The organism is Streptomyces sp. NPDC000880, assembly GCF_053599675.1.
Window position 1 is genome coordinate 16,347 of record NZ_JBSFMS010000093.1, and the last position, 14,121, is coordinate 30,467.

General features: G+C 71.2%; 16 protein-coding genes and 1 pseudogene. 7 read left to right on the forward strand and 10 right to left on the reverse strand.

Features of this window, described 5'->3' with window-relative positions:
* Positions 1-110: 110 nt before the first annotated feature.
* Positions 111-833 carry a VIT1/CCC1 transporter family protein gene (locus ACWDO5_RS25445; protein ID WP_450532671.1) on the reverse strand — a complete coding sequence of 241 codons (723 nt, stop codon included), beginning with the start codon at positions 831-833 and terminating at the stop codon, positions 111-113.
* A gap of 659 nt (positions 834-1,492) precedes the next feature.
* Here ACWDO5_RS25445 and ACWDO5_RS25450 point away from each other — a divergent pair.
* From ACWDO5_RS25450 to ACWDO5_RS25470, 5 genes are all read left to right on the forward strand, one after another.
* Entirely contained in the window at positions 1,493-2,470 is a 978-nt protein-coding gene (locus tag ACWDO5_RS25450; RefSeq protein WP_450532672.1) for a DEDDh family exonuclease, read from the forward strand.
* A gap of 88 nt (positions 2,471-2,558) precedes the next feature.
* Entirely contained in the window at positions 2,559-2,795 is a 237-nt protein-coding gene (locus ACWDO5_RS25455) for a hypothetical protein (RefSeq protein ID WP_450532673.1), read from the forward strand.
* Positions 2,796-2,987: 192 nt separating this feature from the next.
* Positions 2,988-3,776, forward strand: coding sequence for an SURF1 family cytochrome oxidase biogenesis protein (locus tag ACWDO5_RS25460; protein ID WP_450532674.1), 789 nt, complete (start codon positions 2,988-2,990; stop codon positions 3,774-3,776).
* A gap of 93 nt (positions 3,777-3,869) precedes the next feature.
* Positions 3,870-5,657: a glycoside hydrolase family 15 protein gene (locus ACWDO5_RS25465; protein WP_450532675.1), complete on the forward strand. Its 1,788-nt coding sequence runs from the start codon at positions 3,870-3,872 to the stop codon at positions 5,655-5,657.
* A 7-nt stretch (positions 5,658-5,664) separates the two neighbouring features.
* Positions 5,665-6,420 (forward strand): SDR family oxidoreductase, encoded by a 756-nt coding sequence (locus tag ACWDO5_RS25470; protein WP_450532676.1) that lies wholly within the window; start codon positions 5,665-5,667, stop codon positions 6,418-6,420.
* Positions 6,421-6,634: 214 nt separating this feature from the next.
* On the opposite strand, the gene amaP is transcribed toward ACWDO5_RS25470, so the two are convergent.
* Genes amaP through ACWDO5_RS25495 form a run of 5 tightly spaced genes read right to left on the reverse strand, consistent with a single transcriptional unit; the run spans position 6,635 to position 8,939 of the window.
* On the reverse strand, positions 6,635-7,213 hold the full coding sequence (gene amaP / locus ACWDO5_RS25475) for an alkaline shock response membrane anchor protein AmaP (protein ID WP_450532677.1): 579 nt from the start codon (positions 7,211-7,213) through the stop codon (positions 6,635-6,637).
* Positions 7,214-7,219: 6 nt separating this feature from the next.
* Positions 7,220-7,861, reverse strand: a complete 642-nt coding sequence (locus ACWDO5_RS25480; RefSeq protein ID WP_450532678.1) for a DUF6286 domain-containing protein — start codon at positions 7,859-7,861, stop codon at positions 7,220-7,222.
* Positions 7,858-8,229, reverse strand: a complete 372-nt coding sequence (locus tag ACWDO5_RS25485; RefSeq protein WP_450532679.1) for a hypothetical protein — start codon at positions 8,227-8,229, stop codon at positions 7,858-7,860. Before ACWDO5_RS25485 ends, ACWDO5_RS25480 begins: the two co-directional genes overlap by 4 nt.
* Positions 8,230-8,235: 6 nt before the next feature.
* Positions 8,236-8,427, reverse strand: a complete 192-nt coding sequence (locus tag ACWDO5_RS25490) for a hypothetical protein (protein ID WP_450532680.1) — start codon at positions 8,425-8,427, stop codon at positions 8,236-8,238.
* Between the two features lie 11 nt (positions 8,428-8,438).
* Entirely contained in the window at positions 8,439-8,939 is a 501-nt protein-coding gene (locus tag ACWDO5_RS25495; RefSeq protein ID WP_450532681.1) for an Asp23/Gls24 family envelope stress response protein, read from the reverse strand.
* 119 nt (positions 8,940-9,058) lie between these two features.
* Between ACWDO5_RS25495 and ACWDO5_RS25500 the strand changes: the two genes are divergently transcribed.
* The gene (locus ACWDO5_RS25500) at positions 9,059-9,724 is read left to right on the forward strand and encodes a hypothetical protein (protein ID WP_450532682.1); all 666 of its coding nucleotides are present in this window, start codon (positions 9,059-9,061) and stop codon (positions 9,722-9,724) included.
* Between the two features lie 45 nt (positions 9,725-9,769).
* Here the strand turns inward: ACWDO5_RS25500 and ACWDO5_RS25505 are convergent, their stop codons facing one another.
* The 3 genes from ACWDO5_RS25505 to ACWDO5_RS25515 all read right to left on the reverse strand — a co-directional run bounded on the left by ACWDO5_RS25505 (position 9,770) and on the right by ACWDO5_RS25515 (position 12,862).
* Entirely contained in the window at positions 9,770-10,561 is a 792-nt protein-coding gene (locus ACWDO5_RS25505; protein WP_450532683.1) for an enoyl-CoA hydratase/isomerase family protein, read from the reverse strand.
* A 128-nt stretch (positions 10,562-10,689) separates the two neighbouring features.
* On the reverse strand, positions 10,690-10,911 hold the full coding sequence (locus ACWDO5_RS25510) for a helix-turn-helix domain-containing protein (RefSeq protein WP_018518904.1): 222 nt from the start codon (positions 10,909-10,911) through the stop codon (positions 10,690-10,692).
* Positions 10,912-11,263: 352 nt separating this feature from the next.
* The gene (locus ACWDO5_RS25515; protein ID WP_450532684.1) at positions 11,264-12,862 is read right to left on the reverse strand and encodes an ABC-F family ATP-binding cassette domain-containing protein; all 1,599 of its coding nucleotides are present in this window, start codon (positions 12,860-12,862) and stop codon (positions 11,264-11,266) included.
* Positions 12,863-13,195: 333 nt separating this feature from the next.
* Between ACWDO5_RS25515 and ACWDO5_RS25520 the strand changes: the two genes are divergently transcribed.
* Positions 13,196-13,597, forward strand: coding sequence for a VOC family protein (locus ACWDO5_RS25520; RefSeq protein ID WP_450532685.1), 402 nt, complete (start codon positions 13,196-13,198; stop codon positions 13,595-13,597).
* Positions 13,598-13,714: 117 nt separating this feature from the next.
* On the opposite strand, the pseudogene ACWDO5_RS25525 reads toward ACWDO5_RS25520, so the two are convergent.
* Positions 13,715-14,121, reverse strand: a pseudogene (locus ACWDO5_RS25525) (hypothetical protein); the annotation flags it as partial.

Here is a 14,121-nt window from a genome sequence, read left to right on the forward strand (position 1 = left end):
AGGCGGGGGCCGGACCACGGCTAGACGTTGTTACCCACAAGTATGCGAGACAACTTGTCAGCTGCTTTTGGTGACTTCTGCCAACTCGGCGGGTCAGACAACCCGGCCCCTCAAACGCCCACCGCGCCGAGCAACGACCCCGCGCCGTACGTCACCGCCATCGCCAGCGCTCCCCCGCCGACGTTGCGAAGCGCGGCCGGACCCACCGCCGCCCCGCCCAGGCGGGCGCTCCACCAGCCCGTCAGACCCAGGGCCGCGAGCACCGACAGGACCGTGACCGGCAGGCGCAGGGATGAGGGCGGCAGGACGATCGCCAGCAGCGGGAGCAGCGCGCCCACCGTGAACGCCAGGAAGCTCGCGCCCGCCGCGTGCCACGGGTTGGCCAGGTGGTCCGGGTCGATGCCGAGCTCCACGCTCGCGTGGGCGCGCAGGGCGTCGCGTTCGGTGAGCTGAACGGCGGCCTCGCGGGCCACCTCCCGCGAGATGCCGCGGGCCGCCAACAGGCCGGTCAGCTCCTCCAGTTCCTCCTCCGGCTGTTCGCGCAGCTCGCGCCGCTCCACTGCCAGTGCCGCCTTCTCGGAGTCGCGCTGGGTGGATACGGAGACGTACTCACCGGCTGCCATGGACATCGACCCGGCCAGCAGTCCGGCGATGCCCGCCGTGAGCAGAGTGGCGCGCGAGCCGGTGGTGCCCGCGACGCCGACGACGAGGCCCGCGGTGGAGACGATGCCGTCATTGGCACCAAGGACCGCGGCGCGGAGCCAGTTGAGGCGCTCGCCGAGGGCCCCGCCGTGCGCTTCGTCGTCGGGTGCGGCCCGGGATGCGTCAGTCACCCGGGGAGGGTCTCACCCCGGGGCTCACCACACCCGCACCGACCCGCCTCGGGCGAACGCGGGGGCTCTCGTTCGTACGCGGCGTCGGCAAGGGTGTGTACGGATCTCCGCTCGTCGACGTCGACGGTGCCGGCGAGCACTTGCGCGCCGGCCCTTGCGAGTTCGTCGGGTAAAGAGCCCTGCAGGCCCGAGAATTGGGGGCACCATGCCACGCACGCCGGGCGAAGGCGAGCTGTGGGACGCGGTGACGGCGGAACACGACCCGGCCCTGGCACGGGCGCCGGGCCGGCCGGCGGATCCGGAGGGGGCTTCTCACCACGCCCGTACGGGCGTTGGTGAGCACGCCGCCGGCGCCGTGAGGGAACGCCCCTGCGCCCTCCTGGCTCCCGCGGTGCGCGGGCCCGCTCGGTGGGCGTACAAGCGGACGGCCGAGCAGGGCTCGGGCGACGGAACGTGGCCGCCGAAGCCGCCGCCGACAGGCGGGTGTTGCGCCGTTGGCGCGGTTCCGTGTCCCCCGAGGGGGCGACCGGCACTGCCGGCCGGCAGGTACGTGACCTGGAGCGGTCACCACCGACGGCCTGACGCACCCGGCTCCGGCGGGTGGCTCGGCGACGGGGCCGATCCGGCGCTGTCAGTGCGGGCCCGTATTCTCTGTGACCATGCTCGACGACCGTACAACCGCAGCAACGGCGTGGCCGGCCGCGTATCCCCAGGGGTACGCGGTCGTCGACGTGGAGACCACCGGACTCGCCCGCGACGACCGGATAATCTCCGCTGCCGTGTACCGCCTCGACGCCCGGGGCAATGTGGAGGACCACTGGTACACCCTCATCAACCCGGAGCGGGATCCGGGTCCGGTGTGGATCCATGGTCTGACGAGCGATGTGCTGGAGGGCGCGCCGCTGTTCGGCGAGATCGCCGGGGAGTTCTCCGAGCGGCTGGACGGCCGGGTCCTCGTCGCGCACAACGCCATCTTCGACTGGTCGATGATCGCCCGGGAGTACGCACGGGCGCAGCGCACCGCGCCCACCCGGCAGCGGCTGTGCACCATCGCGCTCTCCAAGGAGCTGCGGCTGCCGCTGCCCAACCACAAGCTGGAGTCGCTCGCAGCGCACTTCGGGGTCGTGCAGCAGCGGGCGCACCACGCGCTGGACGATGCGCGGGTGCTGGCCGAGGCGTTCCGGCCGAGTCTGCACAGCGCGGCCCGCCACGGGGTGCGGCTGCCGCTGCTCGAGTGCCGTCCGCTCACCGAGTGGTCGGACTCCCCCGCGACTCCGCGGATCGGCTACCAGGCTTCGTACGGGCAGGGCAGCTGGCGGCCCTCGCGCAAGCGCCCGGCCTGCCCCTACCCCAACCCCGGGCGGTACGAGGTGGGCGGGCCGCTGATGCAGGGGATGCGGGTGGCGTTCTCCGGCGACACCTCCGTCGAGCGGGAGCTGCTGGAGGACCGGGCGATCGAGGCGGGGCTGCATGTCGCGACCAGCGTGTCCCGGCTGACCAGTCTGCTGGTGACCAACGATCCGGAGGCGTCGACTTCCAAGACCGTCAAGGCGAAGTCGTACGGCACGCCGGTCGTCGACGAGGCTGCCTTCACGCAGCTGTTGCGTGACGTGGCCCCAGCATCCGCGCAGGCATAGGCACCCGCACCCGCATCGGAGTGAACCCGGCGCGACTCGCCCGCCGCCCGCTCGCCCAGCGGCGCCCTCGCGTCCCACCCTGTGGCGCATGACACGTTGTGAGGTATGCGGAAACGACTACGACCTGGCGTTCTATGTAGAGACCCAGGACGGTGCGCGGCACGTATTTGATTCGTTCTCCTGCGCCATCCATCGCATGGCGCCCATCTGCGAGCACTGCCGCGTCCAGATCATCGGCCAGGGCGTCGAGGCCGACGGCCATTGGTACTGCGGAGCCCACTGCGCCCGCGCAGAAGGGAGGGCCGGGGTCGTCGACAGGGTGTGACCGGGCCGCAGCCCGGTCGTCGAGACCCATGCCGCGGCACGACGTGCTCCGGGTCCCCGCCGCCCGGGGATGATCCGCGGTAGACCGGGTGACCTTGCGAGCGGGGTCAGTTGTCCCCGCGACAGCGTGGCCTGCGGCCCGGACGTGGACCCCCCGTCCGGGCCGCGGGCCGCAACGGGTACGGTCGAAACCGTGTACCGCTTCCTGTTGTCCCGCCAGTGGGTGATCCTCACCCTCATCGGTCTCGTGCTCATCCCCACGATGATCGAGCTGGGCTTCTGGCAGTTCCACCGGCACCAGCAGCGGGTAGCGCAGAACACCCTGATCGCCAAGAACCTCGAGGCGAAGCCCGTCCCCGTGACCGAGCTCACCTCCCCCGGGCACACCGTCCCGCGCGCCGACTACTGGCGGCAGGTCACCGCCACCGGCAGCTACGACACCGCGCACGAAGTCGTCGTACGCCGCCGCACCTCCGCCGACGACCAGGTCGGCTTCCATGTACTGACCCCGCTGATCCTGGCCGACGGCCGGGCGGTCCTGATCAACCGCGGCTGGATCCCGGCCGCAGCCGACCAGCGAGCGTTCCCCTCCGTGCCGCCCGCCCCCAAGGGCACCGTGACCGTCACCGGCCGACTCAAGGCCGACGAGACGACGAAGGCCAGCGGTATCAAGGACCTGGCCGGTCTGCCGCCCCGCCAGGTCATGCTGATCAGCAGCGCGCATCAGGCCAAGGCGCTGGGCCGGACCGTGCTCGGCGGCTATCTGGAGCAGACCGCGCCCGAGCCCGCCGGCAGCAGCCCCGAACTGATCCCGGACCCCGACCACAGCTCCATCGGCGCGCACATGGCGTACGCCGTCCAGTGGTGGCTCTTCACGGCTGCGGTACCCGTCGGCTGGGTGATCCTCGTACGGCGTGAGAAGCGCGACCGCGAGGCCGCTGCGGCGCAGGACGCCCCGCAGCCCGCCCCGGCGACGGTCTAGCAGCCGGCCGTTGCGCGGGCCGCGGCTTAGCAGCCGCCCGTGGCGCGGGCCGCGGCTGCTTAACCCCCGCGCGGGGCGGGAACACGCCACTGCGTGACGTTACGCATCGAGGACTACGCCCTCATCGGCGATCTGCAGTCCGCCGCGCTGGTCGGCAAGGACGGCTCCATCGACTGGCTGTGCCTGCCCCGCTTCGACTCGGCGGCCTGCTTCGCCGCGCTGGTCGGCGACGAGGAGAACGGTCACTGGCGGATCGCCCCGAAGGGCGCGGGCCTTTGCACCAGCCGCCGTTACATCGGCGACTCGCTCGTCCTGGAGTCGGTGTGGGAGACGCGCACCGGCAGGGCCAAGGTCATCGACTTCATGCCGCAGCGCGACACGACCCCCGATGTCATGCGGATCGTGGAGGGCGTCAGCGGCACGGTCGAGATGAGCGCCGTCCTGCGGATTCGCTTCGACTACGGCTCCATCGTGCCGTGGATGCGGCGCGCGGACGGCCACCGGGTGGCGGTCGCCGGTCCCGACTCCGTATGGCTGCGCAGCGAGCCGAACGTCAAGACGTGGGGTCAGCAGTTCAGCACCCGCTCGGCGTTCACGGTCGGCGCGGGCGAGAAGGTCGCGTTCGTCCTGACCTGGTATCCCTCGCACATGCCTCGGCCGGAGCTCATCGACCCCTACGAAGCGCTGGAGAACAGCCTGGAGGACTGGGCCGCGTGGTCCTCGGACTGCGCGAGCGAGGGCCAGTACCGCGAGGCAATCGTCCGCTCGCTGATCACCCTCAAGGCGCTCACCTACGCCCCGACCGGCGGGATCGTCGCCGCGCCCACCACCTCCCTGCCGGAAGAGCTCGGCGGCGTACGCAACTGGGACTACCGCTACTGCTGGCTGCGCGACTCCACTCTCACGCTTGGCGCACTGCTGACTGCCGGCTATCTGGACGAGGCGAAGGCCTGGCGTGACTGGCTGCTCCGCGCGGTGGCCGGCGACCCGGCGGACCTGCAGATCATGTACGGGCTGGCGGGCGAGCGCCGGCTGCCCGAGACCGAGCTGCCGTGGCTGTCCGGCTACGCGGGCTCCATGCCGGTCCGCATCGGCAACAAGGCCGTGGAGCAGCTGCAGCTCGATGTGTACGGAGAGGTCATGGACTCCCTCTACGTGGCGCGGCAGGCGGGTCTGCCCGCGGAGAAGCACGTCTGGAATCTGCAGCTCAGCCTGCTCGGCTTCCTGGAGTCCAAGTGGCGCGAGCCGGACGAGGGGCTGTGGGAAGTGCGGGGCCCGCGGCGCCACTTCGTGCATTCCAAGGTGATGGCGTGGGTGGCGGCGGACCGTGCGGTGCGCACCCTGGAGGCGAATCCGTCGTTGCACGGCGACGCGGACCGGTGGCGGGCGATGCGGGACGAGGTGCACCAGGAGGTCTGCGAGGAGGGGTACGACCCGCAGCGGAACGCCTTCACGCAGTTCTACGGCTCCGACGAACTCGACGCTGCGGCGCTGCTCATTCCGCGGGTCGGATTCCTGCCGCCAGAGGATCCGCGGGTGATCGGGACAGTGGACGCGGTACGGGACGAGCTGGGGGCCAACGGCGCTCTCGTACGCCGCTACAGCACCGAGGGCAGGGCGATCGACGGACTGCCCGGAGGTGAAGGGGCGTTTCTGGCCTGCTCGTTCTGGCTGGTGGACGCGCTGCGGATGACGGGGCGGGTGAAGGAGGCGCGGGAGCTCTTCGAGCGGCTGCTCCTCCTGCGCAACGACGTCGGGCTGCTCGCCGAGGAGTACGACCCGGTGGCCCGTTGCCAGCTCGGGAACTTTCCGCAGGCGTTCAGCCATATCGCGCTGGCGAACTCGGCCCTCGCGCTGAGCCGGGAGGAGACGGCAGGATAATAGGGCCATGGATCTTGGATTGAAGGACCGCGTTTACGTCGTCACAGGTGCGTCGCGGGGGTTGGGCAATGCCGGAGCGCGGGCGCTGGTCGCGGACGGCGCGAAGGTCGTCATCACCGGCCGCGACGCGAAGTCCGTCGCGGACGCCGCCGAAGAACTCGGCCCGAACGCGGTGGGCATCGCCTCGGACAACGGCGACCCGGAGGGAGCGGAGCGCCTTGTCGCCGCGGCGCGGGCGCACTTCGGCCGCTTCGACGGCATTCTCATCAGCGTGGGCGGCCCGCCGCCGGGGTTCGCGGCGGACAACACGGACGAGCAATGGCTGATGGCGTTCGAGACGGTGTTCCTGGGCGCGGTACGACTGGCCCGCACGGCGGCCGCGGCGCTCGGCGAGGGCGGTGTCATCGGCTTCGTCCTGTCCGGCTCGGTCCATGAGCCGATCCCGGGCCTGACGATCTCCAACGGTCTGCGTCCGGGCCTGGCCGGCTTCGCGAAGTCCCTCTCGGACGAGCTGGGCCCGCAGGGCATCCGGGTCGTGGGCCTGCTCCCGTCCCGCATCGACACGGACCGCGTCCGCGAACTCGACGCGCTCTCGGGCGACGCGGACGCGGCCCGCACGGCGAACGAGTCCCGCATCCCGCTGCGGCGCTACGGCACGCCGGAGGAGTTCGGCAACGTGGCGGCGTTCCTGCTGTCGCCGGCGGCGTCGTACTTGACGGGCGTGATGCTCCCGGTGGACGGCGGCGCGCGACACGGCTTCTGAGTCGGCGCAGGAGGGTGCGGGGTCGGTTTTCGCCGCGGTGCGGTGAGCGCCGCCGCCGGGTACGGCCCGCTGGGCGGAGCCCCCGCGCCCCCGCGGGACGTGGGTGCCCCGGCCTCTCACCGCCGGCACGGCCCGGTGGGCGGGGCCTTCGTCGTACGCCGCGTGTCCCCGCGGTTCAACCTTCAGGGTTCCGGGGCGGAGCCCCGGCGCCCCCTCAACTCACCCTCTGCGCCCGGTGCTTCGCCGCCCGCAAGCGGACCTCCGCCGGCAGCACCGTTAGGCCCGCAGAGTCTCGCGCCTGCCCCACCGCCTCCTCCGCAAGACGCGTCAGCGTCTCACCCGGTGACGCGTGCGGTTCAAGGAGCAGGCCCACCTGCGCCTCGGGCGCGTTCCGGCGGCCCGTCAGCGTCACATGCGCGCGGGACACGCCGTCCAGGGATTGCGCCCCGCCCTCCAGCACGCCCTCCAGCGCGCGGCCCCGCAGCAGCGCGCCCTCGCCGTCGCCGCTGTCGACGAGAACCTCCGTCAGCCGGGGGCGCCGAAGTTGGGCGAGCAGCCACCACAGTGCCAGGAGCAACAGCACCGCGAGTCCCGCGATGACCGCGGGCCACCACCAGCCCTCGTCGCGCCAGCGGTCCCGGTCCGCCTCGCTCAGCAGCACATCGCTCGGCCCGTCCCACGGCCACCAGGACGGCACCGGCCACCCCGCCCCCGCGGCGAGCACCGCGCCGCCCCCGCACAGCAGCACCAGCCCGGCGACGCCGAGCAGTACGCGATTGATCACCCGAAGCATCCGGCCTCACCTCTTCTTCGCCGGCGGCCGGCGAACGTGCACGGTCAGGGCGGGCGGCCTGGCAAGGCCGAGTTCCCTGATGCCTGCGCCCAGCGCCGCGTCCAGGTCAGCGCGGACGTCGTCGAGTTCGCGGAAGTGGGACAGCGCCCGCACCGAGACCTTCGTACGCCCCATCCGTACGCTCGCGGACTGCACCCCGGACACCTCCATGGCCCGGTCCCGGAGCACGAGCGCCGCGGCCTCCCGGTCGAGACCGGCTCGTACGGACGCGGTGTCGCGGCGCATCGGCAGCAGCGCCCGCAGTCCGGGCGTGACGGCGATGACGATCAGGCAGACGCCGAGGACCATCGCGGCCACCGCGGCCGCCAGCACCCCCAACTCGTCCACCCGCCACTTCGCGAGGTCCGCCGCGAGGGCGCGGCGCCAGTGCATGGCGGGGCGGTCGGCCCGTACCGCCGCGATGTCGTACAGCAGCAGCCCCGCGCCGCCGAGCACCACCAGGGCCAGCAGCCCGGCCGGCACCCGACGCGCGGACCAGAAGCGCCCGGCCTTGCCGCCGTCGCCGTCGTCCGTCGCCGCAGACGGCTGGTACGCCGCGGCCGACGCCGACTGGTCCAGATCGAGTACGGGCCGTACGGGCTCGCTCATCGGATCCTCCCCTGTGCCGCCCTGCGCGAGTGCACCGAGTGCAGCCGTTCGACCTGCACGGCCACCTCGGGCACATCCATCCCCGCCAACGCCTTTACCCGCTCGGCGACTCGGTGACGCACGGCACCGCACTGACCTCCGATTTCGGAGGGGTAGTCGAGTTCCAGGCTGATGCGCACGCGGGCGGCGTCATGGTGCACCGTGACCGTGGCACGGGGCGGCGCGCCGCCCGCGGGCACGCCGTCGAGCGCCTCCCGCGCCGCCTGCGCGGCGATCTTCGCCACCACCCGGTCGGCGATCGTGGTGGCTCCGCGCTCGGCGACTGCGACACTCCCCCTGTCTCCGGTGGGGGGATCCCCAGCGGCCACGGCGTGTCACCGCCGCCGGTCGCCGCGATCGCGACTGCGGAAGAAGTCGCCGGGTTCCATGTCGCCGTCGAGGAGCCGGCCCGCCATAAAGCCGACCGCCCCCAATGCGGCGACGAGTAGAAATGCACCAAATCCGCCGAAGTATCCGGCGAAGCCGAGTGCCATGCCGGCCAACAGGCCGACCACGGTCATGCTCATCGTGGGCTCCTCTACTGGAGACGCGGCTCCGGCTCGTCCTCTTCCTCATCGGGCAGCTTCACATCGCTGACCGCGATATTGACCTCGACGACTTCGAGTCCTGTCATACGTTCCACAGCGGAGATGACGTTCTCGCGGACGGCGCCGGCGACGTCGGTGATGGAGACGCCGTAGTCGACGACGATCTCCAGGTCGAGGGCCGTCTGTACCTCGCCGACCTCGGACTTCACCCCGCGGGTGGCACTGGACCTGCTGGTGCCGCCGGGCACCCGGTCGCGGACCGCGCCGAAGGTGCGGGAGAGGCCGCTGCCCATCGCGTGGACGCCGAGCACATCGCGGGCGGCGAGGCCGGCGATCTTCTCGACCACCCCGTCGGCGATCGTGGTACGGCCACGGGACGCGGGATCGCCGCCCCCGCGCTTGGCCACTGAGGTCCTCCTGGGCACCTCGCCCGAGCCGGACGGCTCGCCGCCAGAATTCTCGGGACGGTTTCGCTGAGAGGTTTCGGTCATGGCCGTGGGTCCTTTCCGGGCGGTGGGGACTCCCTTTCCGGGGGGCGTGACGGAGACTCTGCTGCCCACATTAAGTGCATTTGCCCCATTTTGCGCCGGAGATGCGGCAGGCTGGAGTAATGACCACTGCTGATGCGGTAAGGCGACGGCTGGGGCTCGGCAGGCTGCTTCCACTGGGCGGAGCGGCTGACGGGGCCTGGCTGGCGGAGCGGGCGGCCGAGGCGGTGCTGCGGCGGGCGGCAGCCGAGGTGCCGGGGGTGGTTCCCGGTCGGCTCAGGCTGGCGCTGGTGGATCCCGGTGCGACGACTGCTCCCGCCGTGCCCGCCCCGCCGAGCGCGCTGCCGCCGGGGCCGCTGCGGATTGAGGCGGATTTCGCGGCCGTGGCGCGGGACCCGCTGCCCGCTACCGCGTCCGCGCTGCGCACCGTGCTGTTCACGGCCGCGGCGGAGCAGCTGGATCTGGAGGTTGCGGAGGTGGATCTACGGGTGACGGAGCTGCTGGACGCCGTTCCGGAAATCGTGACCCCCGCTCCCCCAACCGAGGTACGGGCCGCCGCCCCGACGGAGCCGGCGGGCACGGCGGCGTCCAGGGTCCCGGGTGTCGCGCATCTGACGGCCACCCTGGGCACGGCGGTGCATCTCGCGCCCGACCATGTACGCGTCGAGGTGGCGACGGCGAGCGGCCACCGCCCGCTGGAGGTGGTCCGGGCGGTCCGCGAGGCGGTGACGACGGCGCTCGCGGACGGCCGCCCGGTGGCGGTACTGGTCAGCTCGGTCTCGGCCTGAAGGGGAAAGCGGGGGAAGCGGCGGAAGCGGGGCAGACGGCAGGGATCAGTCCCCGATGCCCGCGAGGTCGCGCAGTCGGCGCGCCTGCGCCGCCCGCTCCGCGATGCGCTGCTCCTCGTACGAACGCTCGCTCACACCCTGCAGCAAGGCCTTCGTCTCGATGACCGCGTCCCGTGGCGCCGCGAGCAGCGCACCCGCCAAGTCCCGGACCGCACTGTCGAGTTCGTCCGTGGGCACGACGAGGTTGGCAAGGCCGGTGCGCTCGGCCTCATCCGCGTGCACAAAGCGGCCCGTCGCGCAGATCTCCAGCGCGCGGGCGTAGCCGACGAGCGACACCAGCGGGTGCGTGCCGGTGAGGTCGGGGACGAGCCCGAGGCTGGTCTCGCGCATCGCGAACTGCACGTCCTGCGCGACGACCCGGAAGTCGCAGGCGAGGGCGAGCTGGAATCCGGCACCGATCGCATGACCCTGGACGGCCGCGATCGTGACGATGTCACTACGGCGCCACCAGGTGAACGCTTCCTGGTACTCGGCGATGACCGCGTCGAGCTCCGTGTCGGAGCCGCGTGCGAGGTCGAGGAAGGACGGCTCGCCGTCGAAGCCCTCGGGCGTGAACGCCTGCCGGTCGAGACCGGCGGAGAAGGACTTGCCCTCGCCGCGCAGCACGACGACCCGCACATTGCCCGGCAGCGACCGACCCGCCTGCGCCAACGCCCGCCACAGAGCGGGAGATTGGGCGTTGCGCTTGCCCGGGTTGGTCAGGGTTACCGTGGCAACCGCATCCTCGACGGTGAGCCGTACGCCGTCCTTGTCGAGCACAGAGTCGAGCGAAGTCATGGGGCGCCTCCGGCTTCGGGTGCAGTCAGTGCTGACGAAAATAAGTGACTGCACAGTAACCACCCGGCCGACCCTGCGACCGACCGGGTGGCCACCGTGGAAACCGGTGGACCGAAGGAGCCCGGCCGTCAGGCCGTAGCGGCCTTCTTGCCTCGCGTCGCTCCGCCGCGTCCCCGAAGCGTGACTCCGGACTCGCTGAGCATCCGGTGGACGAATCCGTAGGAGCGGCCGGTCTCTTCGGCCAACGCCCGGATGCTCGCACCGGAGTCGTACTTCTTCTTCAGGTCTGCCGCGAGCTTGTCGCGCGCGGCGCCGGTAACCCGGCTGCCCTTCTTCAGAGTCTCGGCCACCCGTGCCTCCTCATGGGAAGTGCGCTCTGGACTCTCATGATCACCCCTCGGGGGCTTCCTGGCCACCCATTCGGCAAGGTCCGTGCGACAAGCTTTGCCGCGCACCAAGCGGCCGCCACGACCGGAATTCCTCATTCCGCACGCTCGTGTTCGCACGTCCGAGCGGGTTGCCGCCAGAAATAGCAGGTCAGCGACGCGCCGGGGAGACAGGCGCGGCCCGACACCCAATGGAGAGGATCCGCTCGGTGCCACGCCGTGGTACGAGACGCACTCACTCAGATGATGGATCACCCGTAAGCCGAATGATCCATACGGAGTGGATCAGCACCGGTCCGGACCGGAACGAGCCGGGTCAGGCGAGCGCCACCAGGTCCGCGTAGTCCGCGCCCCACAGGTCCTCGACCCCGTCCGGCAGCAGGATGATGCGCTCCGGCTCGAGCGCCTCGACCGCTCCCTCGTCGTGCGTGACGAGGATGACCGCGCCCTTGTAGGTGCGCAGCGCGCCGAGGATCTCCTCGCGGCTGGCCGGGTCGAGGTTGTTGGTGGGCTCGTCGAGAAGCAGGACATTCGCGGACGAGACGACCAGCGTGGCCAGTGCGAGGCGCGTCTTCTCACCGCCGGAGAGAACCCCGGCCGGCTTGTTGACGTCGTCCCCGGAGAACAGGAACGAGCCGAGCGTCTTGCGCACGTCGACAAGATCGAGGTCGGGCGCGGAGGAGCGCATGTTCTCCAGGACCGTGCGGTCCGGGTCGAGGGTCTCGTGCTCCTGGGCGTAGTAGCCGAGCTTGAGGCCGTGGCCAGGGGTGACCGCCCCGGTGTCCGGCTTCTCCACTCCGGCGAGCAGCCGCAGCAGGGTCGTCTTGCCCGCTCCGTTGAGGCCGAGGATGACGACCCGGGAGCCCTTGTCGATGGCGAGATCCACATCGGTGAAGATTTCGAGTGAGCCGTACGACTTGGACAGGCCCTCCGCGGTCAGCGGGGTCTTGCCGCAGGGCGCGGGCTCCGGGAAGCGCAACTTGGCGACCTTGTCGGAGGCCCGGACCTCTTCGAGACCGGCGAGCAGCCGCTCGGCCCGCTTGGCCATGTTCTGCGCGGCCACGGTCTTGGTGGCCTTGGCCCGCATCTTGTCGGCCTGCGAGTTGAGGGCGGCGGCCTTCTTCTCGGCGTTCTGCCGCTCGCGCTTGCGGCGCTTCTCGTCGGCCTCGCGCTGCTGCTGGTAGAGCTTCCAGCCCATGTTGTAGATGTCGATCGTGGAGCGGTTGGCGTCGAGGTAGAAGACCTTGTTGACGACCGTCTCGACGAGGTCGACGTCGTGGGAGATGACGATGAAGCCGCCGCGGTAGGTCCTGAGGTAGTCGCGCAGCCAGACGATCGAGTCGGCGTCGAGGTGGTTGGTCGGCTCGTCGAGGAGCAGGGTGTCGGCGTCCGAGAAGAGGATGCGGGCGAGCTCGACGCGGCGGCGCTGACCGCCGGAGAGCGTATGCAGCGGCTGACCGAGGACCCGGTCGGGCAGTCCGAGCGCGGCGGCGATGGTGGCGGCCTCGGCCTCGGCGGCGTAACCGCCCTTGGTGAGGAACTCCGTCTCCAGGCGCTCGTACTTCTTCATCGCCTTCTCGCGGGTGGCGCCCTTGCCGTTCGCCATCCGGTCCTCGTTCTCGCGCATCTTCTTCAGCACGGAGTCGAGGTCGCGGGCGGAGAGGATCCGGTCGCGGGCGAGGATGTCGAGGTCGCCGGTGCGCGGGTCCTGCGGGAGGTAGCCGACCTCGCCGGAGCGGGTGATGGTGCCGGCGGCGGGGATGCCTTCGCCCGCCAGGCATTTGGTGAGGGTGGTCTTGCCCGCTCCATTGCGTCCTACCAGCCCGATGCGGTCGCCTTTGGCGATACGGAAGGAAGCGGACTCGATGAGGACGCGGGCGCCTGCGCGCAACTCGACGCCGGAAGTGGTGATCACGGAAAGACTCCAGGGCGGTATGGACGGCGGAAGGGACGGGCGTGGGAGCTTCGACGCCGTCTAATGCGCAAGGAGAATTGCCATACCGGCCAGTCTAGCGGGGCCGTGCAAGTGGTTTTGCGCCGGCTTTCCCGGCCGCTTCAGTGGCGACGCCAGGCGCAGCTCCTGATCAGGCGCGGAGCGTAGCGATGTCATCACGACAAAAAGGGCAGGGTCCACCGGGCTGATACGGGCGACATGGCCCAGTGCGACACCTTCCGCTGAGTGTCAGTGGCGGCTGCGAGACTGAGACGCAGATCACATTCAACCGTCGAGCATGAAGGAGTGATCGAGATGTCGGAGTCTCCAAGCATCTGTCCGACGCTGCTGTACGCGGACGCGAAGGCTGCGATCAAACAGCTCACCGAGGCCTTCGGCTTCACCGAGCGCGCGGTGTACGAGGACGAGGCGGGCAGGGTCGTGCACGCCGAGCTGACCTTTGGCAACGGCATGGTGATGCTGGGCAGCAAGGGCACCGGCAGCGAGTTCGACAAGCTGATGAAGGACGCCGGTCCGGTGGGGGTGTTCGTCCATGTCGACGATGTCGACGCACACCACGGCAGGGCGGTGGAGCGCGGGGCGGACATCGTGATGCCGCCGACCGACCAGGACTACGGCGCGCGCGACTACATGGCGCGTGACGTCGAGGGCAATGTGTGGAGCTTCGGCACGTACACGCCGGGGGCGGAGTCTTAGCCTCGCTCGCGTCCCGCGCGTGGTCCTCAATCGCCTCATGGGCTTGATTTCAAACCCGTGGGGGTCCCCCGGACGAAGTCTGGGGGAGATTGAGGAACCGGCTCGCCGTCGCCCGGGCTAGGCGTCTCCGGTGTGCACCTGGAACGCCGCCCTGCGTACGGCCTTGGCCAGAGCCGGGTCCGGGTGCGCGGCGGCCAGGGCGACCAGGACCTGGACGGTGCGGGGGTGGCCCCCGGCGCGGACCTCTTCGAGCAGCGCCGGGACCGTGCCCTGCACCGCGGAGTCGAGATGGCGCAGCAGCAGCTGGGGCTCGCCGTGGTCGGCGACGGCCGCCGCGGTGTCCACCCAGAGCCAGGTCGCTTCCGCGCGGGTGAGGACGTCGGCGGCGTCCTCGGGGTCCGCGCCTTCGTACTCGGCGAGCCAGAGCAGGACGTAGGGCCGCAGCCAAGGCTCGCCCGCGGCGGCGCGGACCTCGGCCACCCCGGGGGCGCCCACGACCCGCACCGCCGCGAAGGGGAGCCCGC